Origin of the sequence: Parasaccharibacter sp. TMW 2.1884 (assembly GCF_023337695.1) — a bacterium.
GTDB classification, from domain to species: domain Bacteria; phylum Pseudomonadota; class Alphaproteobacteria; order Acetobacterales; family Acetobacteraceae; genus Bombella; species Bombella apis.
Genome location: NZ_QORR01000003.1, coordinates 107,377 through 127,293, shown reverse-complemented (window position 1 = coordinate 127,293; position 19,917 = coordinate 107,377). Strand labels below are relative to the sequence as shown.

16 protein-coding genes are annotated in these 19,917 nt (G+C 61.4%); 7 read left to right on the top strand and 9 right to left on the bottom strand.

Annotation, left to right across the window (positions count from 1 at the left end):
• Positions 1-104 precede the first annotated feature (104 nt).
• On the top strand, positions 105-1,562 hold the full coding sequence (locus DTI93_RS06065; RefSeq protein WP_227431429.1) for a replicative DNA helicase: 1,458 nt from the start codon (positions 105-107) through the stop codon (positions 1,560-1,562).
• Between the two features lie 39 nt (positions 1,563-1,601).
• Here the strand turns inward: DTI93_RS06065 and DTI93_RS06060 are convergent, their stop codons facing one another.
• The 9 genes from DTI93_RS06060 to rph all read right to left on the bottom strand — a co-directional run bounded on the left by DTI93_RS06060 (position 1,602) and on the right by rph (position 12,985).
• Positions 1,602-2,579 carry a DMT family transporter gene (locus tag DTI93_RS06060; RefSeq protein WP_052348948.1) on the bottom strand — a complete coding sequence of 326 codons (978 nt, stop codon included), beginning with the start codon at positions 2,577-2,579 and terminating at the stop codon, positions 1,602-1,604.
• 124 nt (positions 2,580-2,703) lie between these two features.
• A complete protein-coding gene (locus DTI93_RS06055; protein WP_408902107.1) occupies positions 2,704-4,953 on the bottom strand; it encodes a TonB-dependent receptor in 2,250 nt (749 codons plus the stop codon).
• 131 nt (positions 4,954-5,084) lie between these two features.
• The gene (locus tag DTI93_RS06050) at positions 5,085-5,849 is read right to left on the bottom strand and encodes a sulfite exporter TauE/SafE family protein (RefSeq protein WP_043558721.1); all 765 of its coding nucleotides are present in this window, start codon (positions 5,847-5,849) and stop codon (positions 5,085-5,087) included.
• Between the two features lie 160 nt (positions 5,850-6,009).
• The gene (gene cysC / locus DTI93_RS06045; RefSeq protein WP_249079986.1) at positions 6,010-7,881 is read right to left on the bottom strand and encodes an adenylyl-sulfate kinase; all 1,872 of its coding nucleotides are present in this window, start codon (positions 7,879-7,881) and stop codon (positions 6,010-6,012) included.
• Between the two features lie 13 nt (positions 7,882-7,894).
• Complete coding sequence (gene cysD / locus DTI93_RS06040) at positions 7,895-8,689, bottom strand: sulfate adenylyltransferase subunit CysD (RefSeq protein ID WP_043558821.1); 795 nt, start codon at positions 8,687-8,689, stop codon at positions 7,895-7,897.
• Positions 8,690-8,754: 65 nt separating this feature from the next.
• A complete protein-coding gene (locus tag DTI93_RS06035; protein ID WP_081847662.1) occupies positions 8,755-9,528 on the bottom strand; it encodes a phosphoadenylyl-sulfate reductase in 774 nt (257 codons plus the stop codon).
• A gap of 223 nt (positions 9,529-9,751) precedes the next feature.
• Positions 9,752-11,371, bottom strand: a complete 1,620-nt coding sequence (locus DTI93_RS06030; RefSeq protein ID WP_198027189.1) for an alginate export family protein — start codon at positions 11,369-11,371, stop codon at positions 9,752-9,754.
• Between the two features lie 271 nt (positions 11,372-11,642).
• A complete protein-coding gene (gene rdgB, locus DTI93_RS06025; RefSeq protein WP_154981003.1) occupies positions 11,643-12,263 on the bottom strand; it encodes an RdgB/HAM1 family non-canonical purine NTP pyrophosphatase in 621 nt (206 codons plus the stop codon).
• Positions 12,263-12,985, bottom strand: coding sequence for a ribonuclease PH (rph, locus tag DTI93_RS06020; protein WP_043558726.1), 723 nt, complete (start codon positions 12,983-12,985; stop codon positions 12,263-12,265). The genes rdgB and rph overlap by 1 nt, the downstream gene beginning before the upstream one ends.
• 174 nt (positions 12,986-13,159) lie before the next feature.
• On the opposite strand from rph, the gene DTI93_RS06015 reads away from it, so the two are divergent.
• The 6 genes from DTI93_RS06015 to DTI93_RS05995 all read left to right on the top strand — a co-directional run bounded on the left by DTI93_RS06015 (position 13,160) and on the right by DTI93_RS05995 (position 19,854).
• Positions 13,160-15,718: a penicillin-binding protein 1A gene (locus DTI93_RS06015; protein ID WP_249079985.1), complete on the top strand. Its 2,559-nt coding sequence runs from the start codon at positions 13,160-13,162 to the stop codon at positions 15,716-15,718.
• 39 nt (positions 15,719-15,757) lie between these two features.
• Positions 15,758-16,889 (top strand): peptide chain release factor 2 gene (prfB, locus tag DTI93_RS06010; RefSeq protein ID WP_103765750.1). Its coding sequence is split into 2 segments (ribosomal slippage): positions 15,758-15,826 and positions 15,828-16,889, totalling 1,131 coding nucleotides; the frame shifts between segments, so codons are not numbered across the junction.
• Positions 16,890-17,351: 462 nt separating this feature from the next.
• A complete protein-coding gene (locus DTI93_RS09515) occupies positions 17,352-17,477 on the top strand; it encodes a hypothetical protein (RefSeq protein WP_258036102.1) in 126 nt (41 codons plus the stop codon).
• A 12-nt stretch (positions 17,478-17,489) separates the two neighbouring features.
• Positions 17,490-18,179, top strand: a complete 690-nt coding sequence (locus tag DTI93_RS06005; RefSeq protein WP_043558736.1) for an energy transducer TonB — start codon at positions 17,490-17,492, stop codon at positions 18,177-18,179.
• Positions 18,180-18,381: 202 nt separating this feature from the next.
• Complete coding sequence (locus DTI93_RS06000; RefSeq protein ID WP_081563354.1) at positions 18,382-19,428, top strand: MotA/TolQ/ExbB proton channel family protein; 1,047 nt, start codon at positions 18,382-18,384, stop codon at positions 19,426-19,428.
• Between the two features lie 3 nt (positions 19,429-19,431).
• Entirely contained in the window at positions 19,432-19,854 is a 423-nt protein-coding gene (locus tag DTI93_RS05995; RefSeq protein ID WP_043558738.1) for a biopolymer transporter ExbD, read from the top strand.
• The last annotated feature ends 63 nt before the right edge of the window (positions 19,855-19,917 follow it).

Here is a 19,917-nt window from a genome sequence, read left to right as displayed (position 1 = left end):
TGTGGACACACCCCAATGACAGAGCGAAACGGACCAGCATGAGCGACCAGTCCCCTGCCCCCCAGCCCAGCCCCGCAGCGGAACCCGGCGGAAGCCTCCATGAAATGCTCCAGCGTGTTCCACCTGCCAACCTGCCAGCGGAGCAGGCCCTTCTGGGGGCCATCCTGACCAACAACAAGGCTTATGAGAGCGTCTCGGACTTCCTGCACCCCTCCCATTTTGCCGATGCCGTCAATGCCCACATCTATGAGATGATCACGCAACGCATCGAGCGTAATGGCGGCAAGGGAGGCGTCGACATCATCACGATGCGGGGCGACTTCGAGGCCAGCCCCATTCTGGCTGCGGCCGGAGGGGCTGACTATGTGGCCAAACTGCTCAATGCCATGGTGGGCATCGTCAATGCCCGTGATTATGGCAAGGTCATCCATGACTGCTGGGTCCGCCGCCAGCTGATCGGCATCGGCACGGACATCGTCAATAACGCTCACGGTGCCCGACCTGATCTGGACGGGCCGGAACAGATTTCCGCTTCGGAAGAAGCCCTCTTCAACCTGGCAACGGACAAGGGACAGGAAGGCGGCTTTCTCGTATTTTCCCAGGCCCTGAAGAAGGCTCTCGACATTGCCGACCAGGCCTACCAGCATACGGGCGACATTGTCGGGCTGACCTCTGGCCTGCGGGATTTCGACAAGAAAACCGGTGGCCTGCACCCGTCCGACCTGCTGATCCTCGCTGGCCGTCCTGCCATGGGCAAGACCGCCCTTGCTACGAAAATCGCCTTCTCCGCAGCGCAGTCCCTCTTGCGGGAGGCAGAAGAAAAAGGTGAGCCACCCCGTGGCAGTGTGGCCATTTTCTCACTGGAAATGTCCTCCGAACAGCTGGCCGCCCGTATCCTCTCCGAACAGGCCGAGGTCTCAGGCGAGCGCATCCGCCGTGGCGACGTGGGGCCGAAGGAGTTCGACCGGTTCGTCCGTGTTGCCACGGAGCTGCAACGCCTGCCCCTGCATATTGACGACACACCAGCCATCTCCCTCTCCGCCATGCGGACACGCTGCCGCCGGCTGGCCCGCACACATGGGCTGAACCTCGTGGTGGTGGACTATCTCCAGCTCATGCGCCCGGCCATTGGCACAAGACCGGACAGTCGCGTGCTGGAAATCTCGATGATCACGCAGGGCCTCAAAGCCATCGCCAAAGAGCTGGAAGTGCCCGTCATTGCGCTCTCCCAGCTCTCCCGTCAGGTCGAATCCCGTGACGACAAGCGCCCGATGCTCTCCGACCTGCGTGAATCCGGCTCCATCGAGCAGGATGCCGATGCTGTCATGTTCGTCTATCGTGACGAATATTACCTGCAACAGCGCAAACCCAAGGAAGCCTCCTTCCCCAGTCCGGACAAATACCAGATCGCCCTGGAAGAATGGCAGCGGAAGATGTCGCTCGTCCACAACAAGGCCGAGCTGATTCTGGAGAAGCAGCGCCACGGGCCGACCGGCACTGTCCATCTCTACTTTGAAGGTGAATTCACCCGCTTTGGAGACCTGGATACCTTCCACGAGTAATCCCGGTCACCGGGGCCTGTCACGAGGCCCCGCTTCCCCTCACTCGTGGGGCTTGTCCTCAAGCGGCGGGGTGATGACGGCGGCAGGAGTGGCGGCAATGACCTCCGGTGTAGGCTTGCGCCGCCACCACCAGCCACGATGCAGCATCTTCTCGAAACGGATCTTCTGCCGCAGCCAGTTCAACATTCCGGACAGGGTGACGACGGCAATGCCTATACCATCCCACATGTCCACGGGCTGGTTGAAAATGAAGTAGCTGAAAGCCACGATCCAGGCCATCTGGCTGTATTGCGGCAGGGCCACACGATTGGCCGGGGCAATGGAGGCGGCCAGCATGAGCAGCAGCTGCCCGGCTGCGGCCAGAAACCCGTAGCCAAACAGCAGCAGCCATTCATTCACCCCATGTGGCACGACAAAATGCTGCACCATCAGGATGCCATCTCCCACCAGCGGCCCGCACAGGCTGGAGCCGTACAGCGTCAGGCGGGATGTTTCCTTGCCCGCAAAACGGTAGGCAATCACGCTGACAGCCGAAGCCATGGCCACCACAATGGCACAGAGATGCCCGAACTGAAGCGCCTTCACACCGGGGCGCAGCACGATCATCACACCTGCAAAACCCAGCAGGACAGACAGCCACGCCCATCCCGTCACCTGTTCCTTGAGGAACAGCACGGAGACGATGGTGACGAAAAACGGCATCAGGAACATCAGGGAGAGGGCTTCTGGCATGGGCAGAAGCATGAAGGCCTCCACACTGCCTGCCGTGGCCACGAAGACCGCCGCCGCCCGCACGAGCCAGAGCCACGGATGACTGGACAACACCAGCGCCCGATAAGACTCATTCGGGCGCTTCAGCAGCGGAACGATCAACAGGCCGAACACACCGCCGAAAAACGCCACCTCGAACGGGTCCAGCCGCCCGGCCAACCCCTTGGAACAGGCATCACTGATGGAAAAAAACGCATACCCCAGAAAGGCCAGTACGATGCCCGATGTAAAAAGTATCTTCCTCATGCAATCCCTGTCCCTGACACTCCGGCCGCTATGGCGTCATGCCAAGGGTAAGGGCTAACCCACCAAAAAGAAACCACCCAACCATATCTCTACAGGATGGCAGCCCTGTGATGATGTTCCATCGTCACAGGGACAAGGCAACGCCCCCCATCACGCTGCGCCGCAGACCATATTGCGGGGCACCAACACCGACCCCACTGCCATCACGCAACATGTATTGCCGGTCGAACAGGTTGATGACATCCAGCCGCAGCTGCATGGTGTGTCCGCCCAGCCAGGGCATATGCCGTAAAGCCTGCACCAGCCCCAGATTGAAGGTGACATATTGCGGCACATGCGCCCCATTGGGGATGGTACCTCCGGCTGTTTCCCTGTCCTTCCGCAGGCCGCTGCCATAAATCATGGTGCCCGAAAACTGGAGGGGATGATTCGTCCCGTGGAAAAAAGCATAGGAGCCACCGGCAGAGGCCGTGATCAGCTGGTCATGATCCAGATGGACCCAGTGATTCCTCATGTAGTGGAGGTCGTCACTGTCAAAATTCCACTGGGCTGACGTAATCTCCTTGCCCGTGGCCCGTGACACCGCCAGATTGCCGTAGAGGGTCAGGGGGCCTGTGCTGTAATCAGTCGTCAGCTCCACACCACGGACACGGCCCCGGTGATAATTGAACGCTGTCAGAATGACAGGGGCGCCGAACTGCCCTTCATCAATCAGGTTTTTCGCCTGCTTCCAGTACGCATCCAGCCCGACATGCCAATGGCGTGTCAGCTGCTGCATGAAGCCGACATCATAATAATTGTCCCGCTCCGCCTTCACACGATCATTCTGATAGTTGGCCGGTGCGGCGGATGTCCCCTCAAAACGGTCCAGAGATGTCGTGCCAATCGTCTCGAAAGGCGGAGGTGTCAGATAACGTGCATATCCCACATGGAACCGCCCGCCATGCCATGGTGTCCAGACCAGCGACACACGGGGGCTGAGCTGGTGGGCATGAACATATTCCTCCACACCATCAAACCGTACCCCTCCATTGAAGACAAGAGACCGTGCAAGGTGCCATTCATCCTGGAGATAGACCCCGTACAAAGCACCCGTCTTGCCCGATGAATCATGCACTTTCACGGTCTGGGGGCTGACAGTCCCTTCTTCATCAACTGGGTAGACCAGTGAGCTGCTCTTGCTCACAGCACGCTCGCCATAAGCCTGCACACCTCCCCGCACGGTATGCGTGCGATTGACGTGCCATGTCACATCACTCTGCACACCGCTGGAAAACACCGACCGGGCTGCCTGCTGGGCAAGACCGTTATAGACAAGGTCCCCCACCCAGTCGGGTGAGTAGCGCATGGAACTGTACCGCAGGATGGCGGATGTCTGTGCACTGACCTTCTCATGGTCTTCCTGCCAGGAGAGGATGGCGAAATCCGTGATCTGCTGCTGGTGTTCATCCAGATGGCTGCTGTCTGGCGCATCCTCCTGCACAGGCCGATTGTCCGCCTTGAAAAGCGGCGTGGCAAACTGGTGCTGCTGGCCGGGATTGTTGGGCAGCTGGTACCAGGCATTGGAAAGCCCCGCCGTCAGGCTGAAGCGTGTCTCTGGCCGGAGAGTATACCGCAGATGCCCCAGAACATGATACTGGTTGGAGAGGTCGTGAATGGCATTGTAACTGGGGGTCGTGTTCTCGATCCCCACCCGATTGTGAACGGCATCTGCCGTGATGAAGCCATCCCACTGCCCCCAATGCCCGCCATACTGGATGGCAGGCTGCACATAGTCCCGCACGCCACCATAACCGGAGAGGGTTCCGCCTTCATCCGACACGCCGTTCTTCGTCTGGATGTCGATCACACCGGCCTGCCGGAAGCCGTACTCCGCTGGCAGGACACCGGTCGTCAGGCTCATGGAATGGGCAAAGCGGGTCATCAGAGCCTGCCCGAAAACGCTCACACCTTCCGGCAGGGCCACACCATCCAGCCGAAACTGGACATCATTATGATCTCCCCGGATGTGAATCTGCCCGTAACTGTCCTGCGCCACGCCGGGAGCCTGCAACAGGATGCTGTTCAGCGGGGCATTGTCGGCACCGGGATTGGCCTCGATGGCCTTGCGGGAAAAATTCGTCTGCGTGGCCCCGATGGCAGGCTGAAGAGCCGCACGGGCCTGATCCAGCCGCCGGGCCGTGACGTGAATATGCTCCTCCCTGCTGTCCGCCTTACGGACAGACCCATCCCCCCCATTCTGGGGCTGGTCTCCCGTGGATGTGACTGACGGCTTCCCGCCCGTCTCCACATCACCAGCCTGGGCTGCCTGAGACAGCGTGCCAGACGCCACCAGGGCCAACACCGCATAAATGGCTCCACCCCGTCCCATCATCACCATGATGTTCTCCAGTCCTCGTCATGCTGGTCTGATTGTTCATCGCAAGTTATGTTATAACATAACATATGTGAAGCCATTCTTTTCCGGTGCCCATAAAAAAGGCCGGGACATGTCCCGGCCTTTCCTCAGATCATCTTCACGCCAATCAGCAACAACAGAGTTCCCAGAATGAGCCGCTGCCAGCGTTCCGGGCATCGCCCGGCGCAATGGGTACCAAGCCAGATGCCCGGCAGGGAGCCACTCAGCAGGAGCAGCAGGGTCGGCACCATGACGTCCCCTTCCACCCAGTGGCCTGCACCGGCAATCAGTGTCAGGGGGATGGCATGGGCAATGTCGATGGCCACGAGTTCACGCAGGGGCAGGGTCGGATACAGCATCACCAGCACGGCCATGCCGATGGCCCCGGCCCCGACGGAGGACAGGCTGACCATGCAGCCCAGCACGAAACCCAGCACGACTGTCAGAACCCGTGACTGTACCGGTCCCCCCAGCTGATGCCGCAGCACCCACGCTTTAAGCGTCGGACGGAACAGGATGGCCGGGGCCGTCACCAGCAGGCAGATGCCCAGCGACAGGCGGATGACATGCGCCATCTCCTGCGGCGACCCCAGATGCCGCAGCCAGAGCAGAGCCACCGCCACACCGGGGAGGCTGCCTGCCATCATCCACAGCACGATGGACCAGCGTACCGGCCCGCACCGCCTGTGCAGGACTGTCCCGAACAGTTTCGTCACGGCGGCATAGACGAGGTCCGTCCCCACGGCAGCCTTGGGGTGGATCCCACACAGCAGGATGAGCAGCGGCGTCATCAGCGATCCGCCACCCACGCCTGTCATGCCGACCAGAAACCCGACCAGTGCGCCGGAGATGACATAAGCCAGGTGCCCCATCACCTTATCCTTCTCCCAGAACGGAAAGAGCCTTTTTCAGACAAAGCCTCCCCCACCGGCATTTTCCTGCTGGAAAAACCGGGTTCCTGTTCCATGTTCTTTCAGAAACCGGGGCCCGCCAGGCCTCACCTCATGGAGGAAGGCCCGGCAGAACCATCTGTCAGCGCACGACCTTATGAACGGCGTCCGTCAGGTACCGTACGCTCCGGGCCACGTCACCATCACCGGGGACGACAACATCCGGCTTTTCCGGTGCTTCATAAGCCGAAGACACACCCGTAAACTCGGCAATCCGGCCTTCTTCCGCCTGAGCATACAGGCCCTTCGGGTCACGGCGGCGGCACAGCTCGGGGGCCGTATCCACAAAGACCTCGTGCCAGTCTTCCCCGATGATCGCCTTGGCCATCGCCCGGTCCCGGATGAGCGGAGAGACCAGAGCCACCAGCACGATCTGCCCGGCATCCGCCAGAATACGGGCCACATGGGCCACACGGCGGATATTCTCCCGCCGGTCTTCCGGCGAGAAGCCAAGATCGCTGCACAGGCCGGAGCGAACCGTATCGCCATCCAGCACGGTGACATGCAGCCCCTCACGGCTGAGGGCCTCCTCGGCATGGCGGGCGATGGTGCTCTTTCCGGCACCGGGCAGACCGGTCATCCAGAACACGGCCCGACCATGCCCCCGCAGACCAGCCCGGACGGCATCACTCACGCCGCTGGCTGTCGGATGGATGGCCTTGGCTCCCTCCGGCAGGGCCGCCGGACCGATCAGCGGGGCACCGCCAACGATCTTCTGATGGCGGTCCACCAGCACGCCACGCCCGTCCGGCATTCCTGGCGCAAAGGGATCGAAGAGGACGTTGCGGGCCACGGCGAGGGTGATCTCGGCAAAGCCATCCGGTGGCACCTCATCCGCCGGACTCAGGCTGAGATCATCAAGGTCCACCACGGCATCAATGGAAGCCACGGTGACATCATGTTCTGCCGTGGCCAGACGCAGCCGGAAACTCTCCCCCACACGCAGCGGCTCACCACGCAGCCAGAACAGCCGTGTCCTGAGACGGGCGGCCTTCAGCGGGGCTGCGGCTTCATCACCGGCAGGGAACAGCAGGTCCCCACGATCCGGCACCAGATCAGGCTCCAGCCGCAGGGCGATGGATTCACCAGCTCCGGCCACAGGATGATGCGGAGCATGCCAGCGGCAGACCTCGGCCACGGTGGCCTCCTGCCCCTGCCCGCCAATTTCCAGCCGGTCTCCTTCCCGCACCGTGCCACGCTCGATGCGTCCCGCCACATAGCGGATGCCCTCGAAACGATACACGTCCTGCACCGGCATACGGAATGGCAGGGCATGACGGGATGCCGGAGGCTGGATGAGAGACAGGGCCTCCAGCAGGGTCGGCCCCCTGTACCAGTCGGCCTTTTCAGAACGTGTGGCGATATTGTCGCCATCCCGTGCCGAGGCCGGAATGACCTGGTTGACGTTGATCTCCAGCCGCCCCAGCAGCTGGCGGATGTCACCTTCCACCTGCTTCAGTCTGGCTTCATCAAACCCGATGCTGTCGGCCTTGTTCAGCAGGACGATCACATGATTGATGCCGATGAGCCGCAGCAGCATGGCGTGGCGGCGTGTCTGCTCCCGCACACCCTCGGCGGCATCCACCACCAGCACGGCGGCCTCGGCATCGGCAGCACCGGTAATCATGTTGCGCAGGAACTGCCGATGGCCCGGCGCATCCACGATGACGAAATCCCGGCCATCCAGCTGGAACGGAATGCGGGTGGAATCCACCGTCACACCCTGATCCCGCTCGATCTGGAGGGAATCGAGCAGGAAGCTCCACTCCACGGCCAGACCACGCTTCCGGCTGCTTTCCACGATCTGGACGAGGCGGCCATCCGGCAGGCTGTCCGTATCATACAGAAGGCGGCCAATCAGGGTGGATTTGCCGTGATCCACATGGCCCACGATCACGATCGGCGTGCTGACACCGTGACGGACCTGCGATGATGGTGAATGAGTCTGTGTCATCGAAAAAGTCCCCTCACAGATAACCGGCAACACGGAGACGCTCGAAGGCATCTTCCGATTCATGATCCATGGCACGGCCCGCACGCTCGGAGGTACGGCTCGTCTCCAGCTCGGCAATCACTTCCGCCACGGTGGAGGCATTGCTCTCGATCGGGCTGGTGATGTCCTGATCGCCCAGTGAGCGATAACGCTTGCCATCCTTTGCAAAATAGAGGTCCACGAGCGGAATCTTCTCACGCTCGATGTACCGCCAGATGTCCAGCTCCCGCCACGCCAGCAGCGGATGGACACGGACATGCATCCCCTCCTCGTAAGGCGTGGCGTACTGGTCCCAGAATTCCGGTGGCTGGTTGCGGACATCCCACTGGTGACCGGCACCACGGGGACTGAAGACACGCTCCTTGGCACGGGTGGCCTGCTCATCACGCCGGATGCCCGCAACAACACCCCGGAATTTGTGCTGGTCGATCAGGTTTGCCAGACCAGCCGTCTTGCGGGCCGCAGACCGGGCCGCCGGTGGCAGGGAGGGGTCCATGTCCTCGACCGGGGGACACTCCCCGAGAACAAGGTCCAGATTCCACTTTTTGACGTACTCATCCCGGAAGGCATACATCTCCGGGAATTTCTTGCCCGTATCCACATGCATGACAGGAAAAGGCACATGCCCCATGAAGGCCTTGCGGGCCAGCCAGACCATCACGTTGCTGTCCTTGCCCAGTGACCAGAGCAGGGCCAGGGGCTTCAGCTTGCGGTAGGCCTCCCGCAGGATGAAGATGCTCTGGGCCTCAAGCTGGTCCAGACCATCCATGATATGTGCGTCTTCCAGAGCCATGACTGCTCCCTTTCCTTCCTGATGGGCCATGCGGCCCGGTCTTATCGTGCGGGCCGCTCTGCAATCAGGGCAGCAGCTGAGATTTCTTCCACATTGGCGTCGGGCGGTGTGGAAACGGGCCGATGCAGGCCACATTCCGTCTTGGCCAGTCCGGCCCAACGTCCGGCACGGCTGTCCTCTCCCGCTCCCACGGGCCTCGTACAGGGTTCACAGCCGATGGAGCGGTAACCCTGCGCCACCAGCGGATGCGGCGGGAGGGCTTTCTCCTCCATGAAACGGGCGATCTGCGCCTCGCTCCAGCCAGCCAGAGGATTCAGCTTCACACTGCCATCCTCCTGCCGTTCCGCCACGGGCAGGGCCGCCCGGGTGGCCGCCTGCATCCGCTTGCGGCCTGTCACCCAGATGTCGAACTCCGGCAGAACCACCTCCAGCGGTTCCACCTTCCGCAGGGCGCAGCAGGCATCGGGGTCGAAAGCCACAAGCTGACCCTCCGGGTCCCGATACTCCACCTCGGCACGGGCAGGGCGCAGGGTGCGGACATCCTCCAGCCCCAGATGACGGGTCAGCTCATCCCGATAGGCCAGCGTTTCCGGGAAATGCCGCTCCGTATCGAGAAAAAAGACAGGCACGGCTCTGTCCTGTGCCGCCACCTGCGCCAGCAGCACGGCAGACTCGGCACCAAAGGAAGAAATCACCGCCACACGGCCCGGAAAACGGGCCAGAACGGAGGACAGTACACGGCCCGTTTCCTCCTCCGAGGCAGCCACGTCTTCCTGCCGGGGCAGGGCCTGGAACTCATCGTCCGATATTGCCATGTGATCTGCTCCCTTCGGAAAATACGATAAGAAAGAAACTAATTACATATTTAACGGGCTTCAATGATGATTTTTGATAAATCATCAATTTTTCAGGATATAAGAATGTCATTATGAGCTTGCCAGAGAATCAGGAAGCCTGACCTCCGGCAGGAAACGGCTGAAAATCGCCTCTGAGCCCGCCATTCTTTTTCACAATACTAAATCGTATTTATCAGCGGACTCAGAAACGCAGCGTGAGGGTCGAGAGCATGTAGGTCCCGTTCTTCCCCCCGGCCTGCCTCATGCGATGTGTCAGCAGAATCGCTCCCCCATCAATCTGCCAGTTGACGTGCTGCTGAAGCTGGAACTGCACCTGCCCCTGCGGCTGCAACCCCACGGCCCGCCCGGCCTGCCGCAGCTTCGGCCCTGAAAGGAAAGAAAAGGGCGATGATGAATTATACAGCCCGTCATTCATGCTCTCCCTCCAGAGGTAAGGCACCCGGATGCGGATGTTCATGAAAGGCCGGGGTGCGATGCTGGCCAGCGGGCCGGCACTCACGATGTTGGCCCTCGCAATGGTGCGTGTCAGGTCGAACGTTCCATTACGGGGTGAGAACGGAGCCGAGAACGTGCCCACGGTTCCCTCTTTCCGGCGGTTGTCTCCTCCGCTGTAAGCCTCCGCCTGCACGCCCAGAAAGGGATGCAGAAAGGATGAGGAATGACGCCAGCCCAGCACGCCCCGCACGGCCCAGGCACTCACGGGGCGGCTGGCAATGGATGACGTGCCGGGATGGAACCGTCCCCCCTGATACACGCCCCCCAGCTCATATTCGAAAGACGGTGCCGAACCATACCAGCGGAAGCCACCATTCTGTCGTGTCTGCGTTCCCGCCTCCGACCCTTTGTAACGGGCCACGGCTGCCGTTTTCCCCTCATCACGGAAACCCATCCAGAAGAGGTCCAGAAAGGAATGGACCTGCTCCCCCCCAATGGAAAAGGGCCGCAGGGCGATCCCGACATTCCCCCCATAAAGGCGGGTGCCATCATCAAACCCGCCCCCCATGATGGTATCCCTCGTCACCTGTGTAGCGACAAAATTGTACAGGTCCAGCCTGATCCGGTTCCACAGCGCATAGCCACGGACACCATTCCACGAAAGAGGGACGTTGGGAGTTTCCCGCATGTAGACGAGCCATGAAGGGGCATCGAGAAACTGCTGCCGCCCGACCATCACGCCGGTCTTTGCACCAAACAGTTTACGCTCATACCCGACAAAGAGCTGCTGCACCCCCAGCCTGCGCCGCCATGTCGCATTATAGCCGTAATAGTTCCATCCGGCCGCCTCACCATTGTTCAGCTGCCCGAATATCCGCCAGTGCGGACCAAGATGAAGGTCCGCCCCCAGCAGGTTGCGTACCGTAAACCGGCCGGAATGACGCCTGTTCACCGTCCCCAGCATGGGGCTCGACTCATACCAGTTGCGTATCCGGGATTCACCGGAAAGCGACAGCCAGATGCTGCCCGACTCATTGAGGCGGATGGCCTTCAGGGGATCAAGAAAATCCGTGTAATTCCTGGGGTCTTTCTTGCTGCTCCAGTCCTCGGCCCAGGGGGCGACCCCGTAGACACCAACTGGCCCGAACCCGGCAAATTCACCATTCCCCCAGTTGAAGGCTCCCCAGTCTCCCTGATGCCGCTTGCGGGACCGGTTCTCCTCCAGCGTGACACGGCGTGGCTGGCCGATCACCCCGGCTCCCGGCATGGTCTCCACGGCAGGGGGAACCTTTTCAGTAACCTGCGCTTCCGCCTGTCCCAGCCCTGCAGCAACAGACAGTACGGCAAGAACTACCGGGGACCGCAAAAACCTGCCCGTCCGCCCCAACAGGCTGACACACCTCAGAGACAGGTCCGGTCTTTCCTGCATCGTCACTCGCCACGATGGCCTGCCTGTCTGCATGAGCGGCTCACTTATTACTTTAAATAATAGTTATTTTTATTAAATCTCATTTTATTACCCATGTGAAGACGTGAATTAACTTTTCTCTCATCCATCACGTTTCCCATGGCCAAAAAAAAGATGGGCACAGCCACCAATGGTACCGTACCCATCCCCTACACAGCCACTATTACAATCAGGCTACGCACTCTTTCAGAAACTGCTGCATCGCCTGCCCACGATGGCTGAAGCGGTTTTTCTCCGTTTCGGCCATCTCGGCAAACGTGCGGCTTTCTCCTTCAGGAATGAAGATGGGGTCATAACCATGCCCATGCGTCCCCCTCGGTGGCCATGAGACCTGCCCCCGACACTCACCCCGTACGAAGCGATGCGTCCCATCCGGCCATGCCAGACACAGCACCACCACAAACGACGCTGCCTTGTCAGCCGACCCGCTGGCCTGCATCTCCTCATGCACACGGTTCATCGCCAGTATCATGTCCCGCTGCGGGCCTGCCCAGCGGGCAGAATAGACGCCCGGTCTGCCATCCAATGCCGCCACGCAGAAGCCGGAATCATCGGCCAGTGCCGGCAGGCCCGTTGCCCTGGCAGCGGCTTCCGCCTTGATGAGCGCATTGCCCTCAAAGTCGGCAGCCGTCTCTTCAGGCTCTGGCAGGTTCAGTTCGGCAGCCGAGCGGACCGTGATGCCGCTCTCTGCCAGCAGGAGAGAAAATTCCCGCAGCTTGCCTTCATTGTGACTTGCCAGAACAATCTCGCTGCCACGCTCCAGACGGCGGCCAGAATCCTGCCCGCTCATCATGCACCTTCCTTCCTGCGGGCCAGAGCCTCTTTCTGCACGGCGAACAGCTCCTTTGCACCTTTCTGGGCCAGACCAAACAGAATCTGGAATTCTTCAGGCCGGAAGGGTCGTTCTTCTGCCGTACCCTGAATTTCCACGATGCCGCCATCAGCGGTCAGAACGAAATTGGTATCAGCCTGTGCCGTGCTGTCTTCCGCATAATCAAGGTCCAGCACCGGCCCGGCATCCGTCAGCCCGCAGGACACGGCAGCCACCTGCCCCGTCAGCGCCTTCGACTTGCCCATGCCTTCCAGAGCGATGGCCAGAGCCACCCACGCCCCGGTAATGGAGGCACAGCGTGTGCCGCCATCAGCGTTCAGCACGTCACAGTCCAGCGTGATCATGCACTCGCCCAGAGCCTTGAGGTCCACACAGGCCCGCAGGGAACGGCCGATGAGTCGCTGGATCTCCTGCGTGCGGCCGGACTGCTTGCCACGGGCGGCCTCGCGGGAGCCACGGGTGTGGGTGGCACGGGGCAGCATCCCATATTCCGCCGTGACCCAGCCCTGGCCCTGGCCCCGCAGGAACGGCGGCACCCGTGTCTCGACGGAAGCGGTGCAGAGCACCTCCGTCCCGCCGACACGGATCAGGGCGGACCCTTCCGCATGAGTGGAAAAACCGGTCTCGATGGTAACCGGGCGAAGGGCGTCGTCAGTACGGCCGGAGGGACGTTCGAACATGAAACAGCTTCCTCGAATCTCTTCAGAAAATCCACATGGGCGGGACTGGACCAGCCACCCCATGACAGGGCACCACCATAGGCAGCCCCCGTCCCCTCGGCCATACCCACCCATAAAAAACAGGCAACACTCTGCTTCTTCCCGTTCTTTTGCAGGCCATGTTATAGGGAGGGCATGAAGCGTTCCCCCATGCTGCCAGACAGCCCGCCCTCACCATCCCAGAAGCCCCGTTTCCGCCGCTGGCGGTTTCTGCTGGGGGCTGCCCTTGGCATCGGTACGTTTGGCGTTTCTGCCGTCATTCTCACAGGGGTGGGACTGTATGCCCATCTCAGCGCCAATCTGCCCAGCGTGGACGCTCTCCAGCATTACAAGCCGCCCGTGGTCAGCCGGCTGTACACGGCCGATGACCAGCTCATGGCGGAGCTGTCCCACGAACGGCGCATCTATGTGCCCATCCGGGCCATTCCCCCGCTCGTCCGCAATGCCTTCATTGCGGCGGAGGACCAGAATTTCTATTCCCATGGCGGCGTGGACCCGCTGGCCATGCTGCGGGCGGGCGTGACGGACATCGTCAGCATCCTCACCCATCAGGGCAAACGGCCTCTGGGGGCCTCGACCATCACCCAGCAGGTGGCCAAGGTCATGCTGCTGAACAACAACAGCCTGACCATCGAACGGAAGGTGCGGGAAGCCCTGCTCGCCATGCGGATCGAGCACACGCTTTCCAAGGACCGGATTCTGGAAATCTACCTGAACGGCATCTATCTGGGGAACGGAGCCTACGGGGTCGAGGCGGCAGCGCAGACCTACTTCAACAAGACGCTGGACCAGCTGAGCGATGCCGAGGCGGCGATGCTCGCCAGCATGCCCAAATCCCCCAGCAACTATAATCCGTTCCTCCACCCCAAAGCGGCCATGTGGCGGCGCAACTGGGTGCTGGACCGGATGGGCGAAACCCACGCCATCCCTGCCGATGAAGCCCAGCAGGCCAAGCAGGACCCGCTCGTGCCGCAAGGGCAGGTGCGCTTCGGTCCGCTTGCAGGGTCCGAATGGTTCGCTGCGGAAGTCCGCCGCCAGCTGACATCCCTCTATAATGAGGAACAGACAACGGAAGGCGGGCTGGACGTCCATACCAGCCTCGACCCGCACCTCCAGCAGGTCAGCACGAAACTGCTGCGGGAAGGGCTGATGGCCTATGCCCGCACCCATGAGGGCTGGCACGGGGCTGTCGGCCATCTGGACAGTGACGCCATGGCAGACTGGCAGGGCAGCATGGCCCGGCAGAAAAATCCGGCTGGCATGCTGTCCACATGGCGTCTGGCCGTCGTCCTCTCCACAACACCAGCACCCCGTGTCGGCTGGGTGAAGGCGCATGAGGCCCACACTGCCACGCTTCGCAAGACAGACGAAACATGGAGCCGCCGCACCCATCCGCTTCAGACGGGTGACCTCGTGATGATCGAGCCGCAGGATGACGGCTCCGCCGCCCTGGAGCAGATTCCGCAGGTGGAAGGGGCGACCGTTACGCTGGATGCCCATACGGGGCGTGTCCTGGCCCTCGTGGGGGGCTGGTCCTTCCAGCAGAGCCAGTTCAACCGTGTCACGCAGGCGCAGCGCCAGCCGGGGTCTTCTTTCAAGCCGCTGGTCTATCTGGCAGCGATGGAACGGGACATTTCCCCCTCCGAAACATTCGATGATTCTCCCATCAGTTTCGGAGACTGGAAGCCGCAGAATTACGAACACGACAACTGGGGCCCCACCACCCTGCATGATGCCCTGCGGGAAAGCCGCAACCTCGTGACAATCCGTGTGGCGGCCCATCTGGGCATGAAGGCCGTCAGCGACATGGCCGTACGGTCCGGCATGGTGGACAACATGCCACCCTACCTGCCCGCTGCCCTCGGAGCCGTGGAGACCACCGTCCTGCGGGAGGCCGGGGCCTATGCGGCCATCGCCAATGGTGGCCACAGCATCACCCCCAGCCTGATCGACTACATCCAGAATCCTGATGGCACCATCATCTGGCGCAACCAGGCCAACCGGCGTACCGTGACAACAGAAAACGGGATGCCCGTCATCCATGATGGCCGTCCGGTCCTGGCCTCGCCGCAGAGTGCCTTCCAGATCACCACCATGATGCGGGATGTCATCGCCCGGGGCACGGGCGTACGGGCTGGCGTGGGAATCGACCGCCCCATCGCCGGGAAGACCGGTACCAGTCAGGACTATCATGATGCCTGGTTCGCCGGGTTCTCTCCCGACACCGTCACCGTGGTGTGGATCGGCTATGATGCGCCCCGCAGCCTGGGCAAGAATGAAACAGGCGGCCATCTGGCCGGGCCGATCTGGAACGGCATCATGAAGGCCGTCTTCGCCACCCGGCCCCGGCTGGAGTTCCCCGCACCGGACGGCATCACGCTGGCGGAATATGATACAGGGCGCATCCGTGCCACGGATGCCTTCAAACCGAACCAGATTCCGGGAGCCTCCGTGCCGCTGCATGGTTTCGGAGCCGGGACACAGGCCCTTACCGCTGCTGACACCGGTGCGGACATGATTCCTGATTCCGAGACGGACATGCCCAGCTCCAGCCCGTCCAGCAGTGGTACCATCACCGACCCGCTGGATGGAACCATGCCCTCACATGCCCCTGCTTCCCTGCCTGCGGCACCGCCCCAGGAGAAAGCAAACCCGGCAGAGGGAGGTGACATTGGCGTCGGTGGTCTATACTAAGGCAGCAACATCAACCTGAAGAAAGCAGGAGAACGCCTGATGTCGGCTGAGACCGAAGCCCTCTCCGAACAGATCAAGCAGTCGGTGGCACTGCTGAGGAGGCATCTTTGACTGGGATGTCGCCAAAACACGCCTTGCCGAACTGAACCATCTCTCTGAAGACCCGGACCTCTGGAACAACCCGGACGCCGCCCAGAAACTGATGCGTGAGCGCACGATGCTCGCCAACCAGATCGAAGGGGTCGAGGCTCTGGAGGCCGACGTGCAGGACACGCTGGACCTTGTCGAGCTGGCCGAGATGGAAAATGACGACACCGTGGTGCAGGAAGGCCTCGCCACCCTGCGCAGCCTCGCCGCCCAGGCCCAGCAGCGTGAGACGGAAAGCCTCCTCTCCGGTGAAGCCGATAGCAATGACTGCTATCTTGAGGTCAATGCCGGTGCTGGCGGTACGGAAGCGCAGGACTGGGCCGAGATGCTGCTGCGGATGTATACCCGCTGGTCCGAAAAGCATGGCTACAAGGTCTCCCTGATGGAAAGCAGTGAAGGGGAACAGGCCGGGCTGAAATCCGCCACGATCCTCGTCAGCGGTCCCAATGCCTATGGCTGGCTGAAGACGGAAGCCGGGGTGCATCGCCTCGTGCGCATCTCCCCCTTCGACTCCGCTGCACGGCGGCAGACCTCCTTTGCCTCCATCTACATCTCACCTGTTGTGGATGATTCCATCGAAATCGAGATCATCGATTCCGACCTCCGTGTGGATACGTTCCGGGCCTCCGGGGCTGGTGGGCAGCACGTCAACAAGACGGACTCCGCCATCCGCATCACCCACATCCCGACAGGTATCGTCGTGGCCTGCCAGACGGACCGGTCCCAGCACCGCAACCGGGCTACGGCCATGGAAATGCTGAAGGCCCGCCTCTATGAGGCCGAACTTCAGAAGCGGGAGGCCGAGGCCTCCGCCGCCGAGGCCGCCAAGACGGACATCGGCTGGGGGCACCAGATACGGTCCTACGTTCTGGCGCCGTATCAGCTCGTCAAGGACCTGCGGACCAACATCGAGAAGGGCAACCCTGATGCTGTGCTCGATGGCGATCTGGATGAGTTCATGGCAGCATCTCTGGCCCAGCGTGTGAGCGCCACACGCTCCGAGGCCAGCGCCACGGCACAGTAAACCCGTCTGACACGGGGGCACTCACCCGGAGCAGACCGCAAGAGAGGGGGCATGACATTCTGGTTCATGTCCCCTCTCTTAATGGTAGCTTTTTCCGCCAATAAAACGATTAAATATCGTATTTAATATCAATCATCAAAAAAATATGTTTTTTTCATAAGAAGGACCAACCAAAACAATTCACAGGCCGGGCATCATCACAGCCACGAAAAACCTTTCAAAATCGTCCATAAACTGCCGTTTTTCCGATTTCCTCAAAAAATATCCACAGATATACCCATATTTATGCACAGGCGATCCTGCGAAAGAGTCGCATGAGAGCCCTTGCATCAAAGGGGCGGCTTGGGCCATTGGTAAAGGAACCGATACGGGAACGTTCCCGTGCTGCTTTGCTGTCTCCCCTTACCGGGCAGGGCCTGACCGCCAGGGACGAAGAGAAGGAATCGGCATGGGGCCGTGCCCGTGATGCGGCACAAGGTTTTTCCCCTCCCCCGTACGGGCACGTCCCGTCTTGTGAGGGTACCAGTCATGCTGGCAGGCCTGCCCTGCCGGGAAGAAGCGCCGGACCTGCGGCGTGGAAAAGGGTAAGAAGGTTTTGGAATGAGAAGCTATGCCGCCCAGCAACGCAAACCGACGGATTACATCGTCGCTGTTGTCGTGGCTTTTCTGGCCATCGGGCTGGTGGTCTATGCCTTGACACTTACCAGGATGGAAAAGCAGGAACCCTCGCATCCTCCCATCCAGACACGTGTCATTGCGGAGGCTCCCCCACCGCCGCCGCCTCCACCACCACCGCAACCGGTGATGGTGCAACCGCCGCCACCTTATATCCCCCCTCCCAAGATCAGGGTGGCACCCCCCCCCAAACCGCCGATCCAGCACAGCCACCAGAAGGCCCCCAAACCGAAGGCAGCGGCACCCCAGCCTGCACCATCGGCCCCGGCCCAGTCTTCAGCAGCGGCACCGTCGGCAAGCTCCAGCAACAGCTCGTCTGAAAGTGACCACTCCGCTGGTGCCATGCCCATCAACAATGTGCGGCCGGAATATCCAGAGGAAGCACAGGAGGAAAGCCGTGAAGGCTCCGTGACGGCCTCCTGCGACATCCTCACCAACGGCAAACCGGCCAACTGCAAGCTGCTGAGCGTCAAGGGCGGGCACGATTTTGCCGAAAGTGCGCTGGACTTCCTCGAGCGTTCACCAGTCCGCTACCAGCCAGCCGTGGTGGGTGGGCAGCCAGTCGTGGAACACAACCACGTCCTGCATGTGGACTTTACCCTTGGTGATGAATGAAGCCATTCTGAGCCAGCACAGACCAGCATGAAGCTGCCCTGCCCCAAACGGGCCACCCCTGCGGGGGCAGGGTAGCAGACGTTTTCACATTGTCCCGACCTGCCATGGATGGCAGGAATGACAGGGAGACCGATACGGGAGGTTTCTCCCACCGGTGCAGCACCTCCAGACTGGTGCTTTTTTAGACAAGGATATGGGATTCATGACCAGACTGTTCCGCCTCCCCGTAACTGTTGCTGCGCCCCGGGCGCACGCTGTCTATGGCACGGCCCTGGCCCTGACTCTGGCTGCCATGCCGCTGGCCTCCACCGCTTTTGCGCAGGACGCTGCCCCGGCCGCTCCGCCCGCCGGGACCACGATGACAGCCCAGCCTCCCGCAGGCACCACACCCGCAGTTCCCCCCGCCGGGGCTGCACCGGCCACGGCACCAGCAGGGGCCACACCCGCTGCTCCGCCAGCTGGTGCTGAAAGCGGCACCCCGGTCACCGCTACGCCGGTCAGTGAAAAACCGACCGAGGAAGCACCGAAGGAAAACCCCTACGGGCTGGGTGCACTCTGGAAAAACGGTGACATCATCGCCCGTGGCGTCCTGCTCATCATGGCCATCATGTCTCTGGGGACATGGATCATCATGATTAGCAAATTCCTTGAACAATCCCGCCTCTTCCGGGCCTCCAGGGCCGTCAACCAGACCTTCTGGACACAGAAGACCATCCAGGAAGGGGCACAGACACTGAAGGCGGATTCCCCCTTCCGCTACATTGCCGAGACCGGCATCGTAGCAGCACGCCATCATGAAGGCTCCATGCGGGATTCCATCGACCTCCAGTCATGGACGAGCATGTCCATCCAGCGGGCGCTGGAGACCATCAACACACGTCTTCAGGGCGGGCTGGCCTTCCTTGGTACGGTCGGCTCCACCTCCCCCTTCATCGGGCTGTTCGGTACGGTCTGGGGTATCTATCATGCCCTGACAGCCATTGGCATTGCCGGCCAGGCCTCCATCGACAAGGTGGCCGGTCCTGTCGGTGAATCCCTGATCATGACAGCCATCGGTCTGGCCACGGCCGTGCCGGCCGTGCTGGGCTACAACCTGCTCGTCCGTCGCAACAAGGGTGCGATGGACCGTGTCCGCAACTTCGGGTCCGACCTTCATTCCGTCCTGATCGGCGGTTACCGTCATGACGCCGTGTTCAACAGCACGAAGGATAACAGCCCGACCACGACAACCACGAACGAGCGGATCTGAACCATGGCATTCAACACCGGAGACATGGGTGATGATGGCGAGGTGGTATCAGCCATCAACACGACACCGCTGGTTGACGTCATGCTGGTGCTGCTCATCATCTTCCTCATCACCATCCCGGTGGCCACGCACACCGTAAAGGTCAAGCTGCCGGTAGACCGCAACCAGCCAACCCAGACCAAGCCTGGCAACATCGTGCTGGCTGTCACGGCGGATGGGCAGACCTACTGGAACACGCAACCCATCGGGGACCACAAGGTGCTTGTCAGCCGTCTCATGGAAGCAGCACGCCAGCAGCCCCAGCCGCAGATACAGATCCGCGGGGACGGTTCGGCCCAGTACATGCCCATTGGCAAGATCGTGGCGGCTTGCCAGGAGGCAGGCATCCAGCACGTTGACTTCATCACAGAGCAGCCGCACGACTGACCTGTGGTCTTTCCGGCCCCTGCCCTGCCGGGTGGGGGCCCTTCCTGCCGGTTCTCCCCGGCC